The organism is Kribbella italica (assembly GCF_014205135.1).
In the GTDB taxonomy this organism is placed as follows: Bacteria; Actinomycetota; Actinomycetes; order Propionibacteriales; family Kribbellaceae; genus Kribbella; species Kribbella italica.
The window spans coordinates 3,445,080-3,465,260 of sequence record NZ_JACHMY010000001.1 but is presented as its reverse complement, the minus strand read 5'-3'; the positions used below and the strand labels follow the sequence as shown (position 1 = coordinate 3,465,260).

General features: G+C 69.3%; 18 protein-coding genes. 10 read left to right on the top strand and 8 right to left on the bottom strand.

What is annotated here, in order from left to right; all coding sequences use genetic code 11:
• Window positions 1–4: 4 nt before the first annotated feature.
• Both HDA39_RS43255 and HDA39_RS15955 read left to right on the top strand, forming a co-directional pair.
• Window positions 5–1,267: a DUF2332 domain-containing protein gene (locus HDA39_RS43255; protein ID WP_337925761.1), complete on the top strand. Its 1,263-nt coding sequence runs from the start codon at window positions 5–7 to the stop codon at window positions 1,265–1,267.
• A gap of 87 nt (window positions 1,268–1,354) precedes the next feature.
• Window positions 1,355–1,861 carry a hypothetical protein gene (locus HDA39_RS15955; protein ID WP_184795997.1) on the top strand — a complete coding sequence of 169 codons (507 nt, stop codon included), beginning with the start codon at window positions 1,355–1,357 and terminating at the stop codon, window positions 1,859–1,861.
• 344 nt (window positions 1,862–2,205) lie between these two features.
• Here HDA39_RS15955 and HDA39_RS15950 read toward each other — a convergent pair whose 3' ends face one another.
• The 8 genes from HDA39_RS15950 to HDA39_RS15915 form a co-directional block, all read right to left on the bottom strand.
• Window positions 2,206–2,931 carry an arginase family protein gene (locus HDA39_RS15950; protein WP_337925760.1) on the bottom strand — a complete coding sequence of 242 codons (726 nt, stop codon included), beginning with the start codon at window positions 2,929–2,931 and terminating at the stop codon, window positions 2,206–2,208.
• Between the two features lie 250 nt (window positions 2,932–3,181).
• Complete coding sequence (locus HDA39_RS15945; RefSeq protein WP_184795996.1) at window positions 3,182–3,781, bottom strand: hypothetical protein; 600 nt, start codon at window positions 3,779–3,781, stop codon at window positions 3,182–3,184.
• Window positions 3,782–3,880: 99 nt separating this feature from the next.
• Window positions 3,881–4,957: a hypothetical protein gene (locus HDA39_RS15940; protein WP_184795995.1), complete on the bottom strand. Its 1,077-nt coding sequence runs from the start codon at window positions 4,955–4,957 to the stop codon at window positions 3,881–3,883.
• A 10-nt stretch (window positions 4,958–4,967) separates the two neighbouring features.
• Complete coding sequence (locus HDA39_RS15935) at window positions 4,968–5,384, bottom strand: hypothetical protein (protein WP_184795994.1); 417 nt, start codon at window positions 5,382–5,384, stop codon at window positions 4,968–4,970.
• Window positions 5,385–5,477: 93 nt separating this feature from the next.
• Window positions 5,478–6,497 (bottom strand): hypothetical protein, encoded by a 1,020-nt coding sequence (locus tag HDA39_RS15930; RefSeq protein WP_184795993.1) that lies wholly within the window; start codon window positions 6,495–6,497, stop codon window positions 5,478–5,480.
• Between the two features lie 3 nt (window positions 6,498–6,500).
• Entirely contained in the window at window positions 6,501–6,938 is a 438-nt protein-coding gene (locus tag HDA39_RS15925; protein ID WP_184795992.1) for a hypothetical protein, read from the bottom strand.
• A gap of 107 nt (window positions 6,939–7,045) precedes the next feature.
• Window positions 7,046–8,086, bottom strand: coding sequence for a hypothetical protein (locus HDA39_RS15920; RefSeq protein ID WP_184795991.1), 1,041 nt, complete (start codon window positions 8,084–8,086; stop codon window positions 7,046–7,048).
• Between the two features lie 3 nt (window positions 8,087–8,089).
• On the bottom strand, window positions 8,090–8,530 hold the full coding sequence (locus tag HDA39_RS15915) for a hypothetical protein (protein ID WP_184795990.1): 441 nt from the start codon (window positions 8,528–8,530) through the stop codon (window positions 8,090–8,092).
• A 157-nt stretch (window positions 8,531–8,687) separates the two neighbouring features.
• Here HDA39_RS15915 and ffh point away from each other — a divergent pair, with 157 nt between their 5' ends.
• From ffh to HDA39_RS15875, 8 genes are all read left to right on the top strand, one after another.
• A complete protein-coding gene (ffh, locus tag HDA39_RS15910) occupies window positions 8,688–10,256 on the top strand; it encodes a signal recognition particle protein (RefSeq protein ID WP_184795989.1) in 1,569 nt (522 codons plus the stop codon).
• 233 nt (window positions 10,257–10,489) lie between these two features.
• A complete protein-coding gene (locus HDA39_RS15905; protein WP_238356070.1) occupies window positions 10,490–11,890 on the top strand; it encodes a lytic transglycosylase domain-containing protein in 1,401 nt (466 codons plus the stop codon).
• A gap of 334 nt (window positions 11,891–12,224) precedes the next feature.
• Window positions 12,225–13,382 carry a lytic transglycosylase domain-containing protein gene (locus HDA39_RS15900; RefSeq protein WP_337925759.1) on the top strand — a complete coding sequence of 386 codons (1,158 nt, stop codon included), beginning with the start codon at window positions 12,225–12,227 and terminating at the stop codon, window positions 13,380–13,382.
• Between the two features lie 961 nt (window positions 13,383–14,343).
• Window positions 14,344–15,441, top strand: a complete 1,098-nt coding sequence (locus HDA39_RS15895; RefSeq protein ID WP_184795987.1) for an amidohydrolase family protein — start codon at window positions 14,344–14,346, stop codon at window positions 15,439–15,441.
• Between the two features lie 129 nt (window positions 15,442–15,570).
• Window positions 15,571–16,926, top strand: coding sequence for an N-acetylmuramoyl-L-alanine amidase (locus HDA39_RS15890; RefSeq protein WP_184795986.1), 1,356 nt, complete (start codon window positions 15,571–15,573; stop codon window positions 16,924–16,926).
• 150 nt (window positions 16,927–17,076) lie between these two features.
• Window positions 17,077–18,312, top strand: a complete 1,236-nt coding sequence (locus tag HDA39_RS15885) for a sensor histidine kinase (protein WP_184795985.1) — start codon at window positions 17,077–17,079, stop codon at window positions 18,310–18,312.
• Window positions 18,300–18,938, top strand: a complete 639-nt coding sequence (locus HDA39_RS15880) for a LuxR C-terminal-related transcriptional regulator (RefSeq protein ID WP_184795984.1) — start codon at window positions 18,300–18,302, stop codon at window positions 18,936–18,938. Before HDA39_RS15885 ends, HDA39_RS15880 begins: the two co-directional genes overlap by 13 nt.
• A 120-nt stretch (window positions 18,939–19,058) precedes the next feature.
• A complete protein-coding gene (locus HDA39_RS15875) occupies window positions 19,059–20,174 on the top strand; it encodes a S1 family peptidase (protein WP_184795983.1) in 1,116 nt (371 codons plus the stop codon).
• The last annotated feature ends 7 nt before the right edge of the window (window positions 20,175–20,181 follow it).

Genomic DNA, 20,181 nt, shown 5'->3' with positions numbered 1-20,181 from the left:
CGGTGTGGATGTCGTAGAAGCCTTTCAGCTGCAGGCGATCGCATGTGAAGAACTGGGCTCGCCGCTGTACGCCGACCTGCTCCGCCGGCTCGTGGACGACTACGAGCTCGGCGGAGTCACCACCCGAGTGCTTGCCGGGCACGAGCAGGACCCAGGCCCGTCGGCACTCGCACTGCGCCTGCTGGGCTCGGTGCACCGGCTGGTGCTCGCCGGGGAGGCGCCGGAACTCGCGGTGTTCTACCCAAGCACCGGTGGTGAGTGGGACCCGGTGCTCGGGTGGGAGGCGTTCGAGCAGGTGCTGCAGTCGCGTGGCGCCGAGCTGCAGAACCTGCTGGGCCAGGCCCCGCAGACGAACGAGGTCGGCCGAGCCACTGCGCTGTACGGCGGTCTGCTGCGGCTGCACGAGGTGGTGCCGCTACCGGTCCGGCTGTTCGAGATCGGGGCCAGCGGCGGGCTGAACCTGCGCGCGGACTGCTTCCGCTACGAGGCTGCCGTGGACGCCTCCCAAGTCGGCACCACCGCCTCGGGGGCCGACCCGGCGGCCTCTCCGGCCACCCCGGGTGCCGGCCTGACCACCTCCCAAGTCGGCACCACCGCCTCGGGTGCCGACCCGAGGACCTCACTGGCCGCCCCCACCGCCTCGGGTGCCGACCTCACCACCTCCCAAGTCAGCACCACCCCAAACACTCCGTCGGACGAGTCGGTCCCTGCCCAAACCCTCGTCTTCGGCGCTCCCAACAGCCCAGTCGTCTTCACCGACGCCTGGTCCGGCCGCCCGATGATCCCCGCACCCGACCTCCGCATCGCCGAGCGCGTCGGCAGCGACATCAGCCCGGTGAACCCGCTGACCCCCGACGGCGCCCTGACACTCACGTCGTACGTCTGGCCGGACATGACCGACCGCCTCAACCGCCTGCGCGGCGCACTCGAGATCGCCCGCGCAGTACCGGCCGACGTACACCGCGAGGACGCCGTCTCCTTCCTCCGCAACCTCGAACTGTCCGAGGGACACGTCACAGTCGTCTGGCACTCGGTGATGTGGCAGTACCTGACCCCAGCCGACCAGACCGCCGCCGACGCGGCGATCGCGGCGCTGGGGGAGCGGGCGACGGCATCGACTCCGCTGGCGCGCCTGTGCCTCGAGCCGATGCGCCGTACGCCCGGCGCGCCGTACGAGTTCCTGATCGTCCTGCGGACCTGGCCGGGCGGCGTACGGCGTGTTCTCGGTCACGCGGCGCCGCACGGGCTGCCCGCGGTCTGGGAATGAGGCTGGCTTTCGAGGTTAGGTAACTCTTAGTCTGAGCGCGCTACTTAGGTAAACCTAACCTAAGTTCAGACGAGAGGATGCCGCCCGATGATCCGTCGTACCGTCCTGACTGTCGCCGCCGCCACCGCGCTGGCCGCCGGTCTGGTCACTCCCGCCCACGCCGCCCCCGGCAGCGCGAGCAACCTCGGCAAGACCCTGAACGCGTCGAACGCGACCAGCCTGGCCGCGGCCGGCGAGACGATCACCGTCACCGGCAGCGGGTACAGCGCGAGCCAGGGGTACTACGTCGCCCTGTGCGCGGTGCCGTCCGACTACAGCTACGGCACCAAGCCGAGCCCATGCGCCGGCGGCGACGGCCAGGGCGGCACGACCGTCGGCCCGTCCGCCTGGGTCACCAACAGCCCACTCGGCGGCAGCGCGTCGTACCCGATCGCCACCAACGGCACCTTCACCGCCCAGATCCGGATCGCCGAGATCAACAGCGGCCTCGACTGCAGCGACCCCGACCTCACCTGCGCGATCGTCTCCCGCCGCGACCACTTCGCGCCAAACGACCGCACCGCCGACGTCTACATCCCAGTCTCCTTCAGCTGATCGACGACCCCGGCGACGTCTACGTCCGGCGTCCTTCAGTTGATCAACGACGGCGACGTCTACGTCCCTGTCCTCCGGCCGCTGCAAGCTCAGCCACAGCTGACCTCAACGGCCGCATCTCCAGCCTCAGAACCCCGGTGGCGACGACGGTCTCCGGGCAGAACGAGTGCTGAAGATCCCGAACCCTGGTCCGGCTGACCTCGGTCAGCTGACCGGTCCTCGACCGGCGGCAGCTGTCAGGTGGCTGCAGCCCCCGGTCGAGCAGTAGCGAGTTCTCGGCTCGCCACTGTCGGCCCCACCCGCGCATGGCGGCCCGGGTGGGGCCTTCTTCTCTCAAGTGCACCTCAGGTCAGCGCAGCCACCAGCGTGTCCGTCAGCTCGGCGGCGTACTTCCCGTCCGGGTCCAGATCCGGGTCGAAGATTCCGATGTCGATCCCCACGCACTTCTCCGACGCGAGCAGCGGCCGCAGCAGCTCCCGCAGCTGATCGTGCTGAATCCCGCCCGGATCCGGACTGTCCACCGCCGGCATCACCGCCGCGTCGAGGATGTCCACATCCAGATGCACCCAGAACCCGTCGAGCGCCTCCATCCGCTCCAGCACCTTCCCCGGCGCCGCCGCATCGATCTCCGCCGCCCGCCAGGTGGCAATCCCCACCTCCCGCAGTTCCGCGATGTCCGTGTCGTCCTCCCGAATCCCCAGCAGCGCCGCATCCTCGTCCCGCACGTACGGCGACAGCCCGTCGAGATCGGTCAGATCGCTCTGCCCCCGCCCAGTCACCAACGCCAACGCCTCCCCGCCCGCAGCCCCGACGTACGGCGAGTTCTCCACCGTCCGGAAGTCCGAGTGCCCATCGAGATAAACCACCCCGAACCGCCCCCGCCGCCGCAACGCCACCGCGGGCCCGAGCAGGTTGCTGCACTCCCCACCCAGCAGCACCACAAAGTTGCCCTCATCAACCAACCGCCCCACCCGCTCAGCCACCCGCAAGCTGTACTCCGCCATCGCGACCGCGTTGAAAACCCCGTCCCCAGGCTTCCAGTCCCGCCGGTCGTACCGAGGCGGCGTCACACACCCACCGTCCCCCGCCCCGATCCGCCCCACAAACCCCAGATCCCGCAACGCCCCCGCCAACTTGTAACACCCCGGCACAGTCCCGTCCTTAGGCGGCCGCAACCCCAAGTTAGAAGGCCCATCCACCACAACCCGCCGCCGCTCGACCACCCCAACACCCCTAACCACTAGTTAAACCAAGAGTGGTTAATCCTGGGTGCGGCTCCGCTGGTTGTCAACGATCCGACCGGATCCCCGGGCAGCAGGATCAGTGTCGGCAGCGTCCGGCACCGAAGCCGCGCAACAGCGGATGACTCGGCGCTGTGGGGCCGAGCGGTGGTGTGCGTGGCGGAACAGGTGCTGTCAACGGGTCGACAGTGCTCGATGCCCCTCTTGTCCAAAGGCGTCCGTCCAACTGTTCCTGGAGCGTCGGGTGATACTGCCGGGCGCTCTCCTCGCTCCAGGGGTAGCCGCCTTCGCGCAGATCGCGCTCTCGCTCGTAAAGCCCGCCGAGCAGCCGGCGAACGGCTTTCTGGTCGTCCCCTTCTACGGTGGCGGCGAGCACACGCAGCCGCTGACTGCTCTCGGCCAGAGCGGCGTACTTCTCCTCCATGCTGCGTGCTCCGTCGAGCGCACGGATCACGATCTGTTCGGCGAGCCGGACGTACCTGCTCTGATCGGCCCAGTCGAAGTCGAGAACATCGACCGTTTCGTCCAGCCTCCGTGTCGCCGCCGGGCGATCCTCGTCGGGTAGTTCGCCGATCAGTTCTTCGATGTCCTTCTCCGCCGCGACCAAGGCGGCGCTCACCTGCTGCAGGAGCAACCATCGACGAGAGCTGACGTACCCGTGGAAGGTGCTGAGATTCATCACTACTCGCTTTCGTGGTCATCGCTGGATTGACGCCTCACGGTAGTGGCCTCGACAGACCGGCCGCGGAAGTTATCCACAGGCCAGGTCTTCGGTCGACTAGTCCCATCGGCCTTCGGCTCGACGCTGGGGCGTCGGTGTCGCCGACCCACCTTGGGGCCGGGCTCCCTGACCCAAGGACGGGCGACGTCTCGCGGCGCCCGCGGCCGGTGCTAGTCCGTCCAGGAATCGCAGCTGCGACGACGCGCCAGCTCCGGCCGACGGAAGCCGGGTGCCGCGGACGGGCTCTTCCCGATCGACCGCTTCGGCAGCCGACAGCGCCGCAGATCTGTTGCTCTCAGCAATCTGTAGGGCGTCGGGGTTGGGGACATCCGCCGGAAACACCCGGGTGGAGTGGGACCGGTAGTGGTGACGGATCTCGTCGATTTTCTGGTTCAGGTGCTGGCGGATCTCGTTGGCGACCATCGTTCCTGCTTCGGGCGGCCGGTCTCCCAGCAAAGTCGGCCAGAGCGGATGGGCCATCGTCTCGATCAGAGCGGCGCGGACCCGCAACTGGTCCTCGGCGCGCGGTGGGACCACTTCGGCGAGGCGATTCTGTACCGCGGCGTTCGCCAGTTGGTCGAAATGCATCGCGCCGGGACCGCGAACCGCGTCGGCGATGAGCGCCTGCCGGTCGAGCGCCGGTCCCGTCACCTGATTCACCAGATGGTCCATCGCCGCGAAGGCTCCGGCGTACTGCGGACGTCCGATCACCAGTCCGGGGTAGCCCGCCACGGCGGCGTACACCTCGAAGTCGGCGATGGTCCGAACCTCCGCCAGGCCTTCCATCGCGGCGGTCGAGACTCTGGACCGTACGGCGTTGGGTTCGTGCGGGGCGTCGGTCTCCATCCCGGCATGGGTGGCTTCGTGCAGGACTGTCGCCAGTGCTTCGGCGCGTTCGTACCGGGTCGTCGTCGTGGAGGCGGGGTCGAGATGACGCAGAACCGAGTCGCCGGCGAGCCGGATCCTTCCTGTGATCGGACTGAAGCCGCCCAGATGGCCAACCGGGCTGACCAGCAGCTCGCCGTTCCAGCGATCGACGCTGGTGCGTCGCAGTCCGCGGGCCAGCTGGTAGAGCCGGACGAACTCCCGGTAGACGGGCTCGTCTCGCGCTAAGAGCCTGCCGTCCGGGTCCATCGGCGGGCTGTCAGGCGGGCCAGGTCGGGTTGCGCAGCTCCTCTTCGAGGTGCTCGAGAACCCGGGTCATCGCGCGAATGTGAGGTGCTTCGTCCTCGCCGGCGCGGTCGGCGATCTGCCAGATCTTGCGGCGAGCGGCCTCGAGCGCGGCGATCTGCTCGGCGACGGTCCCCTGGACCGGGTAGGCGCTCTCGTGGATCCGGCCGGCCTCGTGGTACAGCTCGCTCCACTCCTTGGCCGGGGGAGAGGGAACGGCGAGAGAGTCGATCAGCTCTCCGGTCCAACGCCTCTCATCCGCGGACGCATCGCTCGGCACGAGAGCACGCAGCCGCGCCTGCTCGGCCGCGACGTCGGCGTCGGCCACGCCCCTGACCCGATCCCGCGCGCGGTTGAACGCCAGGGTGAATTCCTCGATGTCTACTGGCACTGGCGCTCCTTCGGTGGATGGCTTCGTAAGAGAAGTTATCGGGATCAGCTGGAACGGCGCGGGAGTTATCCACAGCTCAGGGCTGGCGGTCGTCTACTCCCACCGTCGTTCAGCTGGGCGTTGGACCTTCGGTGCGGTTGGGCTGCCTGCCCCGCGGGCTCCTTGGCCCAAGTCCGGCCGGAAGGACGTTGCACGGGCGGCAGGGGCTTGGCCGTCGAGGAAGCGCATCTCGACACCAGACGCCGGCGGGCCTTGCTTCGACTGGGTTGTCCGAGCGTTGGCCGGCGAGAGCTGGATCGCTGCTGGGTTTGGTGCTTCGGCTGGGTACGGCGTTCGGGGGTTGCTTTGGTAGTGGTGGCGGATCTCGTCGACGGTGGAGTTCACGCGGATCTGGATGTCTTGGGCGACGCCCTCGCCGATGGTGCTGCCCAGTTTGGTGATCCGGCTCCACGCGGGATGCAGCATCGGCTGGATCAGCGCGGCGCGGATGGCCAGGCGGTCGCGTAGGGGTACGACGTCAGCGAGGCGGTTCTGCAGTACGCCGTCGGCCAGGCAGTCCAGGTGCAGTACTCCGGGCCCGCGAGACAGGTCGTCGAGCAGAGCACCGTCACCCTTCCGAGGACCGGAGGCCAGGGTGATGAGTCCCTCGATCGCGGCGTGCGGAGCCGGGTACTGAGGTGTGGGGACCGGCAGGTCGCCGTACCCGGACAAGAGTGCGAGTGCCTGGACGTCGGCCATCGCACGCAACTCGGCGACGCCCTCCATGACGTTCCAGATGAGGTTCATCCGGACCGCGTTGGGTGCTGTGGGTGCATCGATCTCCATCCCCGCATGGGTGCTCTCGTGGAGGACCGTGGCCAACGCTTGAGCCTGCTCGTAGACAGTGCTCTGGGTGCCCGAACCGCGGAGATGGCGCAGGACGTGCTGGGCGGACAGGGTGATCGCGCCGGAGTCCTTGTCGACGCTGCCCCAGCTCTCGCCGCTACCGGCTAGGAGGTCACCGTTCCAACGGTCCGTGCTGGTTGGGCGCAAGGTGCGGGCCAGGCAGTACAGCCGCTCGAACTCCCGGTGGACGGCGGCACCGCGTGGCACCAGGGTCGCGCCGCCGCCCACCGATCAGCTGTCCTGGCCGGACTGGCCTTCAGCCGGCCACAGCGGATCACGGAGCCCGCTCTCCACGTGTTCCATCGAGCGGGTCATCGCTCTGATGTCCGGAGCCTCCTCCGGAGCCGCGCGGTCCGCGATCTCCCAGATCCGCCGCCGCGCCGTCGAGAGCGCCTCGACCTGCTCCTCGACGGTGCCGTCGATCGCATACGCGGCTGCCTGGATCTGCGCCGCCTCGTGGTATAGCTCGCTGTACTCCCGTGGCGGAGCCGCGGGCTCGGCCAGAGACGCGATCAAGGCGTTGGCCCACTCGAGGTGCTCGGCCGAGGCGTCCTCCGGGACGAGGTCGCGCAAGCGCGTCTGTTCCTCCTCCACTTCCGACCCTTCCCGCCGCACGCGGCCCCGGGCATCGGAGTACGCCGAGTTGAACTTTGCGATGTCGAGGGGCACTGGCGCTCCTTGGATGGGGGTCGTCAGGAAGAAGTTAGCGGGATCGGCCAGAGCGGCGTGGGAGTTATCCACAGGCCGGGGCTGTCGGTCGAAAATCCACGGTCGTTCTAGTCCCAGCGTCGCTCGGTGGGGCGTTGGGCCTTCGGTGTGGTTGGGCTGCCTGCGCCGCGGGCTCCTTGGGCCAAGGTTGGTCGGAAGGAGGTTGCGCGAGACGCGGGGGCTTGGGCGTCGAGGAAGCGCATCGCGACACCAGATGGAGACGGAGCTTGCTCCGGCTGGGTTGTCCGCGCGTCGGCCGGCCGGAGCTGGATCGCTGCTGGGTTTGGTGGGTCGGCCGGGTACGGCGTCCGGGAGGTGCTTCGGTAGTGGTGGCGGATCTTGTCGACCTCCGCGTCGAGATGCTGGCGGATCTCGTTGGCGACCATCAGTCCGGACTCCGCCGGGCGGCTTCGAAGTGATGGCCACAGTCGGTGGGTCATCGCCGGGATCAGGGCCGCTCTGGCGGCGCGCTGGTCGTTCTCTGTGGTGGGTACGTCGTGGGTCAACCGGTTCTTGACGACACTGTCGGCGAGCTGGTCGAAATGCAGTGCACCAGGACCCTGGATCGCCTCGTTCAGGAAGGCCGCACGGTCCTTGACCGGGCCGGAAACCTGTCGCACCAGGTCGTCCATGGCGGTGTACCACCCCGGGTACTGCGGGGTGGTGAGATAGGCCTCCGGGTATCCGGCGGCGGCCGCGAACGTCTCGAACTGCTGGACAGCGCGATACTCGGCGAACGCCTCGATCAGTGCGAGGGACTCGGCGGTGCGGACGGCGTTCGGCTCGTCCGGCGCGTCGGTCTCCATCCCGGCGTGGGTCGCCTCATGGAGGACGGTGGCGAGCGCTTGCCCTTGCGCCGGACCGGCGACACGCGACCCGGGACCGGTCAGGTACGGCAGGACGAGCTCGGCCGACAAGCTGATGTCTCCCGACGCCGGGTCGAACGCACCCCACCTCTGTTGCTCGCCCGGCGGCGTGTACGCGGCACGAAGTACGCCGCTCCAGCGATCGACCGACGGACGGGCGATCCGGCGCGCGACGGCGTACAACCGGGCGAACTCTCGATGGACGGCGGACTCAGGCGAGACGATCGGGTCGCCGCCGCCCATCGCTCAGCTGCCTTGTCCGCGCGGTCCCTCGACCGGCCACGGAGGATCACGCAGTTCGTTCTCCCAGTGCTCGAGCGGTCTGGTCATCGCCCGGATGTCGGCGGCGTCGTCCTCGTCCGCTTGCGCGGCGATCGCGAAAATGCGCCGACGAGCGTCGCGCGCGGCCGCGATCTGCTCGTCCCGGCTGCCGTTCGCCGCGAACGCGCTCGCGTGGATCTCAGCTGCCTGGTCGTAGAGCGGACCCCGCTGTCGTGGGGGAGGCTGTGGTTCGGCCAGACGATCGATCAAGACGCCTGTCCACCGCTTGTCCTCGTCCGAGGAGTCGGCTGGAACCAGGGCCCGCAAGCGATCCTGCTCGGCGGTGACATCACCGGACGGGTCGTCTCCCAGCCGTTCCCTCGCGCGTGAGAACGCCGTGGCGAATTCCTGGGCGTCGAGTGGCATGCGGGCGAACCTCCTTCCTGACCGTGCTCCTGACTTGCGGGCAACGGTATCCGGGGTGGGTGCTTGGGGGTGGGAGTTATCCACAGGTTCGGGTGGGTGGGGGTGGCCGGTAGACTCGTCGAGTTGTCTGGGTTGGACTGAAGAAACGGACTTTGCTGTGTTCGACACGCTTTCCGATCGGCTTTCTGGTGCGTTCAAGAACTTGCGGGGCAAGGGCAAGCTGACCGACGCCGACATCGACGCGACCGCCCGGGAGATCCGGATCGCGTTGCTGGAGGCCGATGTCGCCCTGCCGGTGGTGAAGGAGTTCATCGCCGCGGTCAAGGAGCGGGCCGGCGGGGCCGAGGTGCGCGGTGGGCTGAACCCGGCGCAGCAGGTGATCAAGATCGTCAACGAGGAACTGGTCAAGATCCTCGGTGGCGAGACGCGTGAGCTGCGGATGGCGAAGCGGCCGCCGACGGTGATCATGCTGGCGGGTCTGCAGGGTGCCGGTAAGACCACCCTGGCGGGCAAGCTCGCCAAGTGGCTCAAGGAGGTCAAGCACCAGACGCCGATGCTGGTCGCGGCCGACCTGCAGCGCCCGAACGCGGTGACCCAGCTGCAGGTGGTCGGCGATCGCGCCGGCGTACCGGTGTTCGCCCCGGAGCCGGGCAACGGCGTCGGTGACCCGGTCCAGGTCGCCAAGCAGGCGATGGACGAGGCGCGCACCAAGCAGTACAGCGTCGTGATCGTCGACACGGCCGGCCGGCTGGGTGTCGACGCGGAGCTGATGCAGCAGGCCGCCGACATCCGCGACGCGGTCACGCCGGACGAGATCCTGTTCGTCGTCGACGCGATGATCGGTCAGGACGCGGTCGTCACCGCGCAGGCCTTCCTGGACGGCGTCGGCTTCGACGGCGTCGTACTGTCCAAGCTGGACGGCGACGCCCGCGGTGGTGCCGCGCTGTCGATCGCGCAGGTCACCGGCCGCCAGGTGATGTTCGCCAGCAACGGCGAGAAGCTCGAGGACTTCGACGTCTTCCACCCCGACCGGATGGCCTCGCGCATCCTCGGGATGGGCGACGTGATGAGCCTGATCGAGCAGGCCGAGCGGACCTTCGACGCCGACGAGGCCGCCAAGACCGCGGCCAAGCTGCAGAAGAAGGGTGGCAAGGAGTTCACCCTGGACGACTTCCTCGCCCAGATGCAGTCGGTGCGCAAGATGGGCCCGCTGACCAAGATCTTCGGGATGCTGCCGGGTGCGGCGCAGTTCAAGGACCAGCTGGAGAACTTCGACGAGCGCGAGATCGACCGGATCGAGGCGGTCATCCACTCGATGACTCCGGCCGAGCGCTCCGACCCGCACATCATCAACGGCTCCCGCCGGGCCCGGATCGCGAAGGGTTCGGGCACCGAGGTGGCCACCGTCAGCGGCCTGGTCGAGCGATTCTTCGAGGCCCGCAAGATGATGTCCGCGATGGCCAGCGGCAAGGGCATGCCGGGAATGCCCGGGATGCCGGGCATGCCGGGAATGGGCGGCGGCAAGAAGGGCAAGCAGCAGGCGAAGAAGGCCAAGCCCAAGCGCGGCTCGGGCAACCCGGCCAAGCGCGCCAAGGGCCCGGCCCAGCCCGCCGAGGCGGCGCCGGGTGAGCTGCCGGCCGCGTTCGGCGGTCAGCTCGGGAACAGCAACTTCGAGCTCCCGGACGCCTTCAAGAACCTGATCGACGGCGACGAGAAGAAGAAGTAGCCGGTCCCTCCAGCTGGAGGATGCCGCCCCGCCCGGTGGTGACGTACGGTGAAAGTGCGGGGCCCAGGCCCCGTGGGGGAGCAGTACGACGTACGCCGTGCAGGCGCTCGGAACTGGTTGTCCCTGACGGGCGACTCACCGTGACCGGTTGTCCCTGACCGGTCACCGGTTAAGATCGTGCCTGCGCCCGGAGCACGGGCGTACTGCGGAATACGTCGAGGAGACGGGTTCGGATGAGGCGGCAGTTCAAGGATCTCGACACGTGGCGGGGCAAGTTGACCGCGACGTGGATCTGCCTGGCCCCGCCCGCCGCGATGGTCGCCGTGTTCGTCGCCGGCGGCGTCCCGTCGAACACCTTCGTGGTCGACGCGCACGCGCTCAGCCAGCCGCGCCAGGACTCGGTCTTCGACGACCTGCTCGACGACGTACCGAGCCAGCCCGGCGCGGACGGCAGCATCCCGTCGGAGAAGCGCTCGACGATCGAGGTCCCGGTGACCGGGGCGACCGACAGCAAGCAGCAGCCGGTGATCGGCCCGAGCGGAGCCGTCACGGGCATCCCGGGGACCGTGCTGGCGGCGTACCAGAAGGCCGCGAACGACCTCGCCGCCGCGAAGCCGGGCTGCCACATCACCTGGCCGCTACTGGCCGGCATCGGCAAGGTCGAGTCGGCGCACGCGAGCGGTGGACGGGTCGACGCGAGCGGCAACACCCGGGGCCAGATTCTCGGACCGGTGCTCGACGGCGGGCCGGGGATGGCCGCGATCGCGGACACCGACGGTGGTCAGTACGACGGGAACGCGCAGTGGGACCGGGCCGTCGGTCCGATGCAGTTCATCCCGGGGACCTGGAAGGGCTTCGGCGCCGACGGCAACGGTGACGGCGTGAAGAACCCGCACAACGTCTTCGACGCCTCGCGTGCCGCGGCCGACTACCTGTGCTCGGCGAACGCCGACCTGAGCAGCCCGCCGGGCCTGGTCGAGGCCGTCCTGCGGTACAACCACTCGATGGACTACGTGTCCACGGTGCTGCGCTGGATGAAGTCGTACAGCAACTCGACCATCACCACCCCGAACGACGACGGCGTGATCGACCCGCCGGGCGACGACGGCAACGTGGAGAAGGACGACGACCCGACCGACGTCCCGGGCGACGACGACACCACGCCGAAGCCGACGGCCACGGCCAGTACGACGCAGCCGGCGACGACCCGGCCGACGCAGCCGACCAAGTCGCCGACGCTGACGCCGAGCCCGACGAAGCCGCCGAGCTCGTTGCCGACCAAGCCGCCGACCTCGCTGCCGCCGGCGACGAACACGCCGAAGCCGCCGACGAAGCCGACGCCGCCAACGCTGACGCCGACGAGCCCGTCGAACACACCGACGGAGAACAGCCCGTCGCCGTCGCCGTCGCCGTCGCCGACGCCGACTCCCACGCCGTCGCCGAGCGAGACGCCGACGACGACGCCCACCGGCGAGCCGACCTGTACGCCGACGGACAAGCCGACGACGACTCCCACGGAGACGCCGACGAGCACGCCGACCGATGCGCCGACCTGTGAGCCGACGGGTGCGCCGACGGACGGTTCGGCGAACAACTCGACCTCCGACGACGCTCCGAAGCCTCCGGCCAACTGATTCGGGGCCCTTGGCCCCCGCAAGCCCGGGGTTGCTGCGGCTGAAGTCGGGGCCTTGGGCCCGAATTGCTCGGGCCCGGTGATCACGGGCCGTGGGCAACCCGGTACGGTACGCGGAACAACGATCGAACCAGCCGCCTGAGCGGGCCTACACCGTGTGCCGAGCGCCCTGTTTCGCGACGGGCCGCCGGCTACGTTAACTTTCCGTCAGATCTCGATAACTTTCTGGCGCATCGATCGTTGATGGGTCTATGCGCCTAACCCGTAGTGGAAACCGTCGGGTCAAAATCATCATCGCTTCACTGTGCACGGCCCCCCTCCTGGTGGGGGCCATCGTGACAGTCGCCTCGGGCGGCGCCGGTGCCTCCGGCCAGCTCGCGGCGGACAGCCCGGTCGCCCCATCGCCTGGAGCCGGACTGAACAGCGGTGAATTCGACGAACTGACGATGATCGTTCCGCAGCGTCCCGGAGTGGACGGCCGGATCGGATCGGACAAGCCCGCCCGTGCCGACGTCCCCGTGCAAGGGGCCACCGACGGCCGTTCGGTCGTCCGTCCCGGCCGGCCGAACGCCGTCAACGGCATCCCCCGCGGGGTCTTCCCCGCCTACCGCCGCGCCACCGCGAATCTCGCCGTGGTCCGGCCGAACTGCGGCCTCACCTGGCCCCTGCTGGCCGGTATCGGCAAGGTCGAGTCGAACCACGCCTCCGGCGGCCGGGTCGACGTGGCCGGCACCACCCGCGGCAAACTGCTCGGCCCGGTGCTGAACGGTCGCGCCGGCCTGGGCAAGATCCCCGACACCGACCGCGGCCGGTACGACGCCGACCGGGTCTGGGACCGCGCGGTCGGCCCGATGCAGATCGTTCCGGGTGTCTGGAGCGAGTTCGGCGCCGACGGCAACGGTGACAGCTTCCGCAACCCCAACAACGTGTACGACGCGGTCACCACCGTCGCGGTCTACCTGTGCTCCGAGGGCGACGACCTGAAGCGCCCGCGGGACCTGGTCACCGCCCTGCTGCGGTACCAGCACTCGAAGGACTTCGTCGCGACGGTGCTGCGGTGGATGCGTGTCTACAGCAAGAGCGCCGTACTGATCCCGAACGCGAAGGGCAACCTGTCGGCCGCCAAGCCGCTCGGCAACGCCGAACGCAAGGTCGACCCGCGCGACGTACCGGACGTGCCGGACGACACCAAGACGACGCCGACCCCGAAGCCGACGACGCCGATCGAGACGACGATCCCGCGGCCTGTCGATCCGACGCCGCCGGCCACGGACAAGCCGACCCGGCCGACCAAGCCTCCGACGGTCCGGCCGACGCCGACCCCGACCGAGGACACGCCGACGCCTACTCCGACCCCGACGCCAACTCCGACGCCCACCCCGACTCCGACTCCGACGCCTACACCGACCCCGACGGACACGCCGACCGGATCGCCGTGCGCGACCGAAGGCAACCCGACGCCTTGTACGCAGGGCAGCGGGTCTCACGGGTAAGCAACTCCTGTCGCGGTTTGCCGCGGCGAAGGCTTTCAGGTCCGCGCGACTCTTCGGGGTCGCGCGGACTTGGTGGTTTTCGGGGGATCTTTAGTGCGGAACTACTGGTTGGTGACCATGCGGCCGAGAGCGTCGTCGGTGGCTGGTGTTGCACCGGCCGGGAACAAGCCAGGGGGTGCCCAGGATCTGGAAGTACTTCGGGGCGAAGGTGGCGGCGTGCCGGTGGTGGGGCGTCCGGCGGGGGCGGTGTGGCACTACAGGCTGGTGACCATGCGGCCGAGAGCGTCGTCGGTGGCTGGTGCTGTACCGGCCGGGAACAAGCTAGGGGGTTCGGGCAGGTCTGGTTTGGAAGTACGTCGTGGTTCTGGGGTGATGTTGGTGGCGTGCCGGCGCTGTTTGTCGGGTGTTTGGCGGGGTCGGGTGCGGCGCTACAGGCCGGTGACCATGCGGCCGAGGACGTCGTCGGTGGTTGGTGTTGCACCGGCCGGAGACAAGCCAGGGGGTTGCCCAGGATCTGGAAGTACGTCGGGACCTGGGGTGGTGCCGGTGCCGGTGCTGGTGCTGGTGCTGTTTGTCGGGTGTTTGGCGGGGTCGGGTGCGGCGCTACAGGCCGGTGACCATGCGGCCGAGAACGTCGTCGGTGGCCGGTGCTGTACCGGCCGGGAACAAGGTAGGGGTTCGGGCAGGTCTGGTTTGGAAGCACCTCGTGGTTCTGGGGTGATGTTGGTGGCGTGCCGGCGGGTGGTGGTCGGGTGAGGGTGTGTCGCCGTGAGGTGGCGGATGTTGCGGCCGGGCAGGTGATGACGGCTGGGCTGGCCGAGGTAGCGGCTGGTGGTCGGGCGGGCGGTGGATGTTGCGGCCGGGTGGGTGGTGACGGTTGAGGCAGCGGCTGGGGGAGTTGGTGTTCAAGTCGGCCGGGGGTGTGGTGCAGGGTGAGCCTGTCCCAGTTACGGTCGGTGGTATGACGACGACCGGACTCGGGACGCTCAGGCTCGTTGGCGTGGTGTTGCCGGGGGGTGAGCGGCGGGAGCTTCATCTCAGGGGTGGGGTGGTTGTCGAGCGGCCTGCCGGTGGGGAGGTCAGCACGGTGAGCAGTGGTGGGTGGATTGTGCCGGGGCTGGTCGATGCGCACTGCCATATCGGGCTTGATCAGCGGGGGGCGGTCGACGAGGAGACTCAGCTGGAGCAGGCGATTGCTGATCGGGATGCGGGGGCGCTGCTTGTTCGGGATGCCGGTTCGGCGGCTGATACTCGCTGGATCGACGAGCGTGAGGACCTGCCGAAGATCATCCGGGCCGGTCGGCACATTGCTCGCTCGAAGCGCTACATCCGCAACTACGGCTGGGAGATCGAGCCCGGCGAGCTGGTCGCGTACGTCGAGCAGGAGGCCCTCCGCGGCGACGGCTGGGTCAAGCTGGTCGGTGACTGGATCGATCGCGACGCCGGTGATCTGACCCCGTGCTGGCCGGCCGACGCGCTCGATGCGGCGATCGCGCGGGCCCATGAGCTCGGCGCGCGGGTCACCGCGCACGTCTTCGGTGAGCACGCGCTGCCGGATCTGCTGGCCGCCGGCATCGATTGCCTCGAGCACGCGACGGGACTGCGGCCCGAGTTGCTCGACGACATGGCCGCGCGCGGCGTCGCCGTCGTACCGACGATCATCCAGCTGGAGAACTTCCCCCTGTACGCCGACCAGGCCGAGGCGAAGTTCCCCCAGTACGCCGCCCACATGCGCGACCTGTACGAACGCCGCCACGCGACGCTGCGCAACGCGGTCGAGGCCGGCGTCCCGGTGTACGCCGGGACCGACGCGGGCGGCGTCCTCGGGCACGGCCTGGTCGCCGACGAGATCCGGGCGCTGACCGAGATCGGGATGAGCGGCGAGCAGGCGCTCGCCGCCGGGTCGTGGGCGGCGCGCGAGTGGCTCGGCGTACCGGGGGAGCTGACGCCGGGCGCACCGGCCGACCTGGTCGTGTACGACGAGGACCCGCGGCTGGATCCGCGCGTGCTCGACGCGCCGCGGCTGATCGTCCTGCGAGGGCAAATCGTCAAAGGCTGAACTATCCTCCCAGTGACCGAACCAATTCACCGAGTGACGGGAAAAAGTTCACTCAACTACTGGTCCGGCCGGAAGATATTGCCCTACCGTGAGGGAAACCTCCGCCGCCCCTCGGAAGGATTCCCGCCCATGAGTCATCGAGCCCCCCGGCTGGTCGCCGTGTTCGCCGCCGGCGCCCTCGCGTTCGGCGCCCTGCCCAGCAACGCCGCCACCCCGGTCGACACCGGCACCAGCTCGACCTTGTCCGATGCCTTCAAGACCGCCGCCGCCCAGTACGACGTACCGCGTGAACTCCTGGTCGGCATCGGCTACGCCGAGTCGCACCTCGACGGCCACGACGGTCAGCCCAGCCAGGCCAACGGGTACGGCGTGATGCACCTGGCCAGCAACCCGAGCAACCCGACGATGTCCGAGGCCGCGAAGCTCACCGGCCTCCCGGTCGAGAAGCTGGCCAAAGCCGCGGACGCCAACGTGCTCGGCGCGGCCGCGGTCCTCGACGCGTACGCCGACCAGGCCGGCCTGCAAGGCCAGGCCCGCCAGAACATCGGCCAGTGGTACGAGGTCGTCGCGCAGTACTCGCACTCCGCCGACGGCCCGACCGCTCGCCTCTACACCGACGAGGTCTACCGGATCGTCGGCCTCGGAGTCGGCGCCGAAGGCGTCTCCACCCAGCCGGTCAAGGTGACGCCGGACCGCGGCAAGTACGCGAACGTCGCCCCGCTCGGCACCCGGACGCCGGCCTCGATCCAGGCCGCCGACTACCCGGGCGCGATCTGGAACGCGGCCAACTCCGCCAACTACCGGGTCGGCCGGACCGCCGCGATCAGCACGATCGTCGTCCACGTGACCCAGGGCTCGTACGCCGGCACGATCAGCTGGTTCAAGAACGCGTCGTCGCAGGTCAGCGCCCACTACGTGGTCCGCTCCAGCGACGGCCAGATCACCCAGATGGTGGCCGAGAAGGACACCGCGTACCACGTCCGCAGCGCCAACCCGTACACGATCGGCATCGAGCACGAGGGCTTCGTCGACCAGCCGTCGTGGTTCACCGACGCGATGTACCGGGCGTCGGCGGCGCTGACCAAGAACATCGCCGAACGCCGAGGCATCCCGAAGACCCGGGCGTACATCAAGGGCCACAACGAGATCCCCGGCAACGACCACACCGACCCGGGTCCGAACTGGAACTGGACCTACTACATGCAGCTGGTGAACGGCGGCAACCCGAACCCGCCGACGTACAACTTCACCACGTACGGCAGCGGCGTCCGGGTCCGCTCGGACGCGAAGCTGACCGCGTCCGTCGTCACCACCCTGCCCGGCCCGACGCAGGTCTTCGTCACCTGCCAGAAGCAGGGCGACACGGTCAACGCCGAGGGCACCAGCAACAAGTGGTGGTCCAAGCTCCGCGACCAGGGCGGCTACATGTCGAACATCTACATCGACCACCCGGCCGCTCAGCTGCCAGGCGTCCCGGTCTGCTGACACGCACCACCGAAGCCCCCTGTCGTGGAAACACGGCAGGGGGCTTTGCCATGATCTAGTGAGTACCCGGGCGAAGAGTAGAGCCTGCTGTACCGACGATAAGGGGCCCGGCGGCGGAGGATCGGTGCTGACGACGATGGAGGCACGACGATGCTCACGAAGATCCTGACCCGCGGCTGGCCCGCCTGCGTTTACCTGTTCGCCCGCTACCTGGTGGGCATGGTCACCGTGGCGGCGACTCCGATCGGCCTGCTGCTCAGCTGGGCGATCCCCGGCATCACCGCCGGGCTGGTCCAGGCGGCGAACTCCGAGCGGCGCACCGCGACCGAGTACCTCGGTCTGCCGGAGGAGCCGCCGTTGCCGGAGGCAGCCGACCGGAAGCCAGGTGACGTGGTCACGCTGGTGAAGGACCGGTCGTTCCGGCGGAGCCTGCGGATCATTCCGCTGTCGCTGCTGACCATTCCGGGGCTGCTCGTCGCCGTGACCGCGGTCTTCGCCGTGCCGAGCGCACTGCTGGGGATGTTCCTGTGGAAGGCGGCGCCGGGGGAGTTCACCCTGATGGGGTTCCCGGTCGACAGCTGGCTCGACGCACTGACCCTTGGACCGGCCCAGGCGCTGATCGGTGTGGGCGTGATGGGCTGGGGCGCACCGGCTGCAGCGAGGGGCTACGCCCGCGGCCTGCGCCGGCTGCTTGCGCCGAGTCCTGCTGAGCTGGAGACCGCCCAGCTGGCCCAGCGGGTCGAGGAGCTCACCAGGAGCCGGGCCGGCGCGGTCGACTCGCACGGTGCTGAGCTGCGGCGGATCGAGCGGGACCTGCACGACGGCACTCAGGCCCAGCTGGTCTCGCTGGCCATGCGGATCGGTGTGGCCAAGCAGCTGATGGCTGACGACCCGGAGAAGGCGGCCAAGCTGCTGGACGACGCCAGGGACGGGGCTGAGCAGGCGATGACCGAGCTGCGCGGCGTACTGCGGACCATGTACCCGCCGATCCTGCAGGACCGCGGCTTGACCGGTGCCGTTGCGGCCCTGACTGCGAGATGCCCGATCCCGGTCGACCTGCGGATGGGCGCGCTGGGCGACGTACCGGCTGCGGTCGAGGCCGCCGCGTACTTCGTCGTCGCCGAGTCGCTGACCAACATCGCCAAGCACTCCGCCGCCGGCCGGGCCGAGGTCCAGCTCGAACGCCGCGGTGCCGAGCTCTACCTGGCGATCACCGACGACGGCATCGGCGGCGCCCGCGTGGGCGATCAACCGGACCTGCTCGGCCGAGGGAGTGGGCTGCGCGGCATGATGCACCGGGTGGAAGCGATCGACGGACATCTGGAACTGACCAGCCCGATCGGCGGGCCGACGACGGTCGAGGTGGTCCTGCCGTGCGGGTCGTGATTCTCGAGGACAACCCGATCCTCGCCGAGGGCCTCGGCCTGCTGCTCGGCAACTCGGGCTTCGAGGTGATCGGCGTGGCCGGGGACGCGACGGAGTTCGCGACGCTGATCGACGCGGACCCGCCGGAGATCGCGGTCGTCGACGTCCGGCTGCCGCCGACGTTCACCGACGAGGGCCTGCGCGCGGCCATCGAGGCGCGGCGCCTCAGGCCGGGGCTTCCCGTGCTCGTCTTCTCCCAGTACGTCGAGGAGGTGTACGCCGCGGAGCTGCTCGCCTCCGGCAGCGAGGGCATCGGCTACCTGCTCAAGGACCGGGTCTCACGCGTCGACGAGTTCCTCGAGGCCGTACGACGGGTAGCGGCCGGCGGGACCGTGCTCGACCCCGAAGTGGTCAGCCAGCTGATGGTCAAGCGCAACGACCCGCTCGACCGGCTCACCCCGCGCGAACGCGAGGTGCTCGCGCTGATGGCCGAGGGCCTCGGCAACCTCGCGATCGCCGAGAAGCTGGTGATCAGCGAGGGGGCCGTGCACAAGCATGTCGGCAACGTGTTCCTCAAGCTCGACCTGCCGCCGACCGATTCCGGCCACCGTCGGGTGCTCGCCGTACTGGCTCATCTCGGGCTGTAAGCGCTTGCCCTGACAACGTAGGTCTTCCACCTCTTGACGGCTCGTGCGCGATCCAGCACGCTGAGTCGCGAGAGCGCTCTCACCGCACCCCAACCGCCCCGAGGTGAGGAGAGTCCCGCAATGAAGATCCTTGTGACCACAGCCCTGGTCGCCACGGTGCTGGCCGTGCCGACCCAAGCCGCAGCGCAAACGCTGGCCGTGCCAGGCCAAGCGGCGGCGATGCAGAAGGACTTCGGCCTGACCGAGCAGCAGGTCCGCGACCGGCTGCAGGCCGAGTCCGTCGCCAGCAAGCTCGTACCGGCCGCGCAGAAAGCAGCCGGCGCAGCGTTCGGTGGTGTCTGGTACGACGCCGCGAGGGAGAAGCTCGTCATCGGCGTGACGACACCCGAAGCAGCCGACGCCGTACGGGCCCAAGGTGCCGAAGCCGCTCAGGTCAAGGCCACCGCGGCCCAGCTCGACCAGCGCATGGCAGCCGTCGACAAGCTCGCCGGAAAGAACGTACCGGCGGCCGTGAGCGGCTGGTCGACCGACGCCAAGTCCGGCACGATCGTCGTCAACGTCCAAGCAGGCAAGCGATCCGCGGCCACCGATGCCTTCGTCAACAAGCTCGCGAAGGCCGGCGCGATCACGGTGAAGGAGGTCGCGGCCCAGGCTCCGCAGACCTTCGCGGCCGGGACCGTCGGGGGAGACCCGTACTACACCGGCAACGTCCGCTGCTCGATCGGCTTCTCCGTGCACGGCGGGTATGTCACCGCCGGCCACTGCTCGGGCGCCGGAGCCAGGACGCGTGGTTGGGACGGCTCGGCCCAAGGCGTGTTCCGCGGATCGTCCTTCCCCGGCAACGACTACGCCTGGGTCCAGGTCGACAGCGGCTGGTGGACCGTGCCGGTCGTGCTCGGCTGGGGTCAGGTCAGCGACGCGCTGGTCCGCGGTTCCTGGGAAGCCCCGGTCGGTACGTCGGTCTGCCGCAGCGGGTCGACCACGCACTGGCACTGCGGCACGATCCTGGCCAAGAACGAGACCGTGAACTACGGCAACGGCCAGCTCTTCTACGGCGCGACCAAGACCAGCGTCTGTGCTGAGGGCGGTGACTCCGGCGGCTCGTTCATCACCGGAGACCAGGCCCAGGGCGTGACATCCGGTGGCTGGGGCAACTGCTCCAGCGGCGGCGAGACCTGGTTCCAGCCGGTCAACGAGATCCTCGGCGCGTACGGGCTGACCCTGCACACCGCGTGAGGAAGTC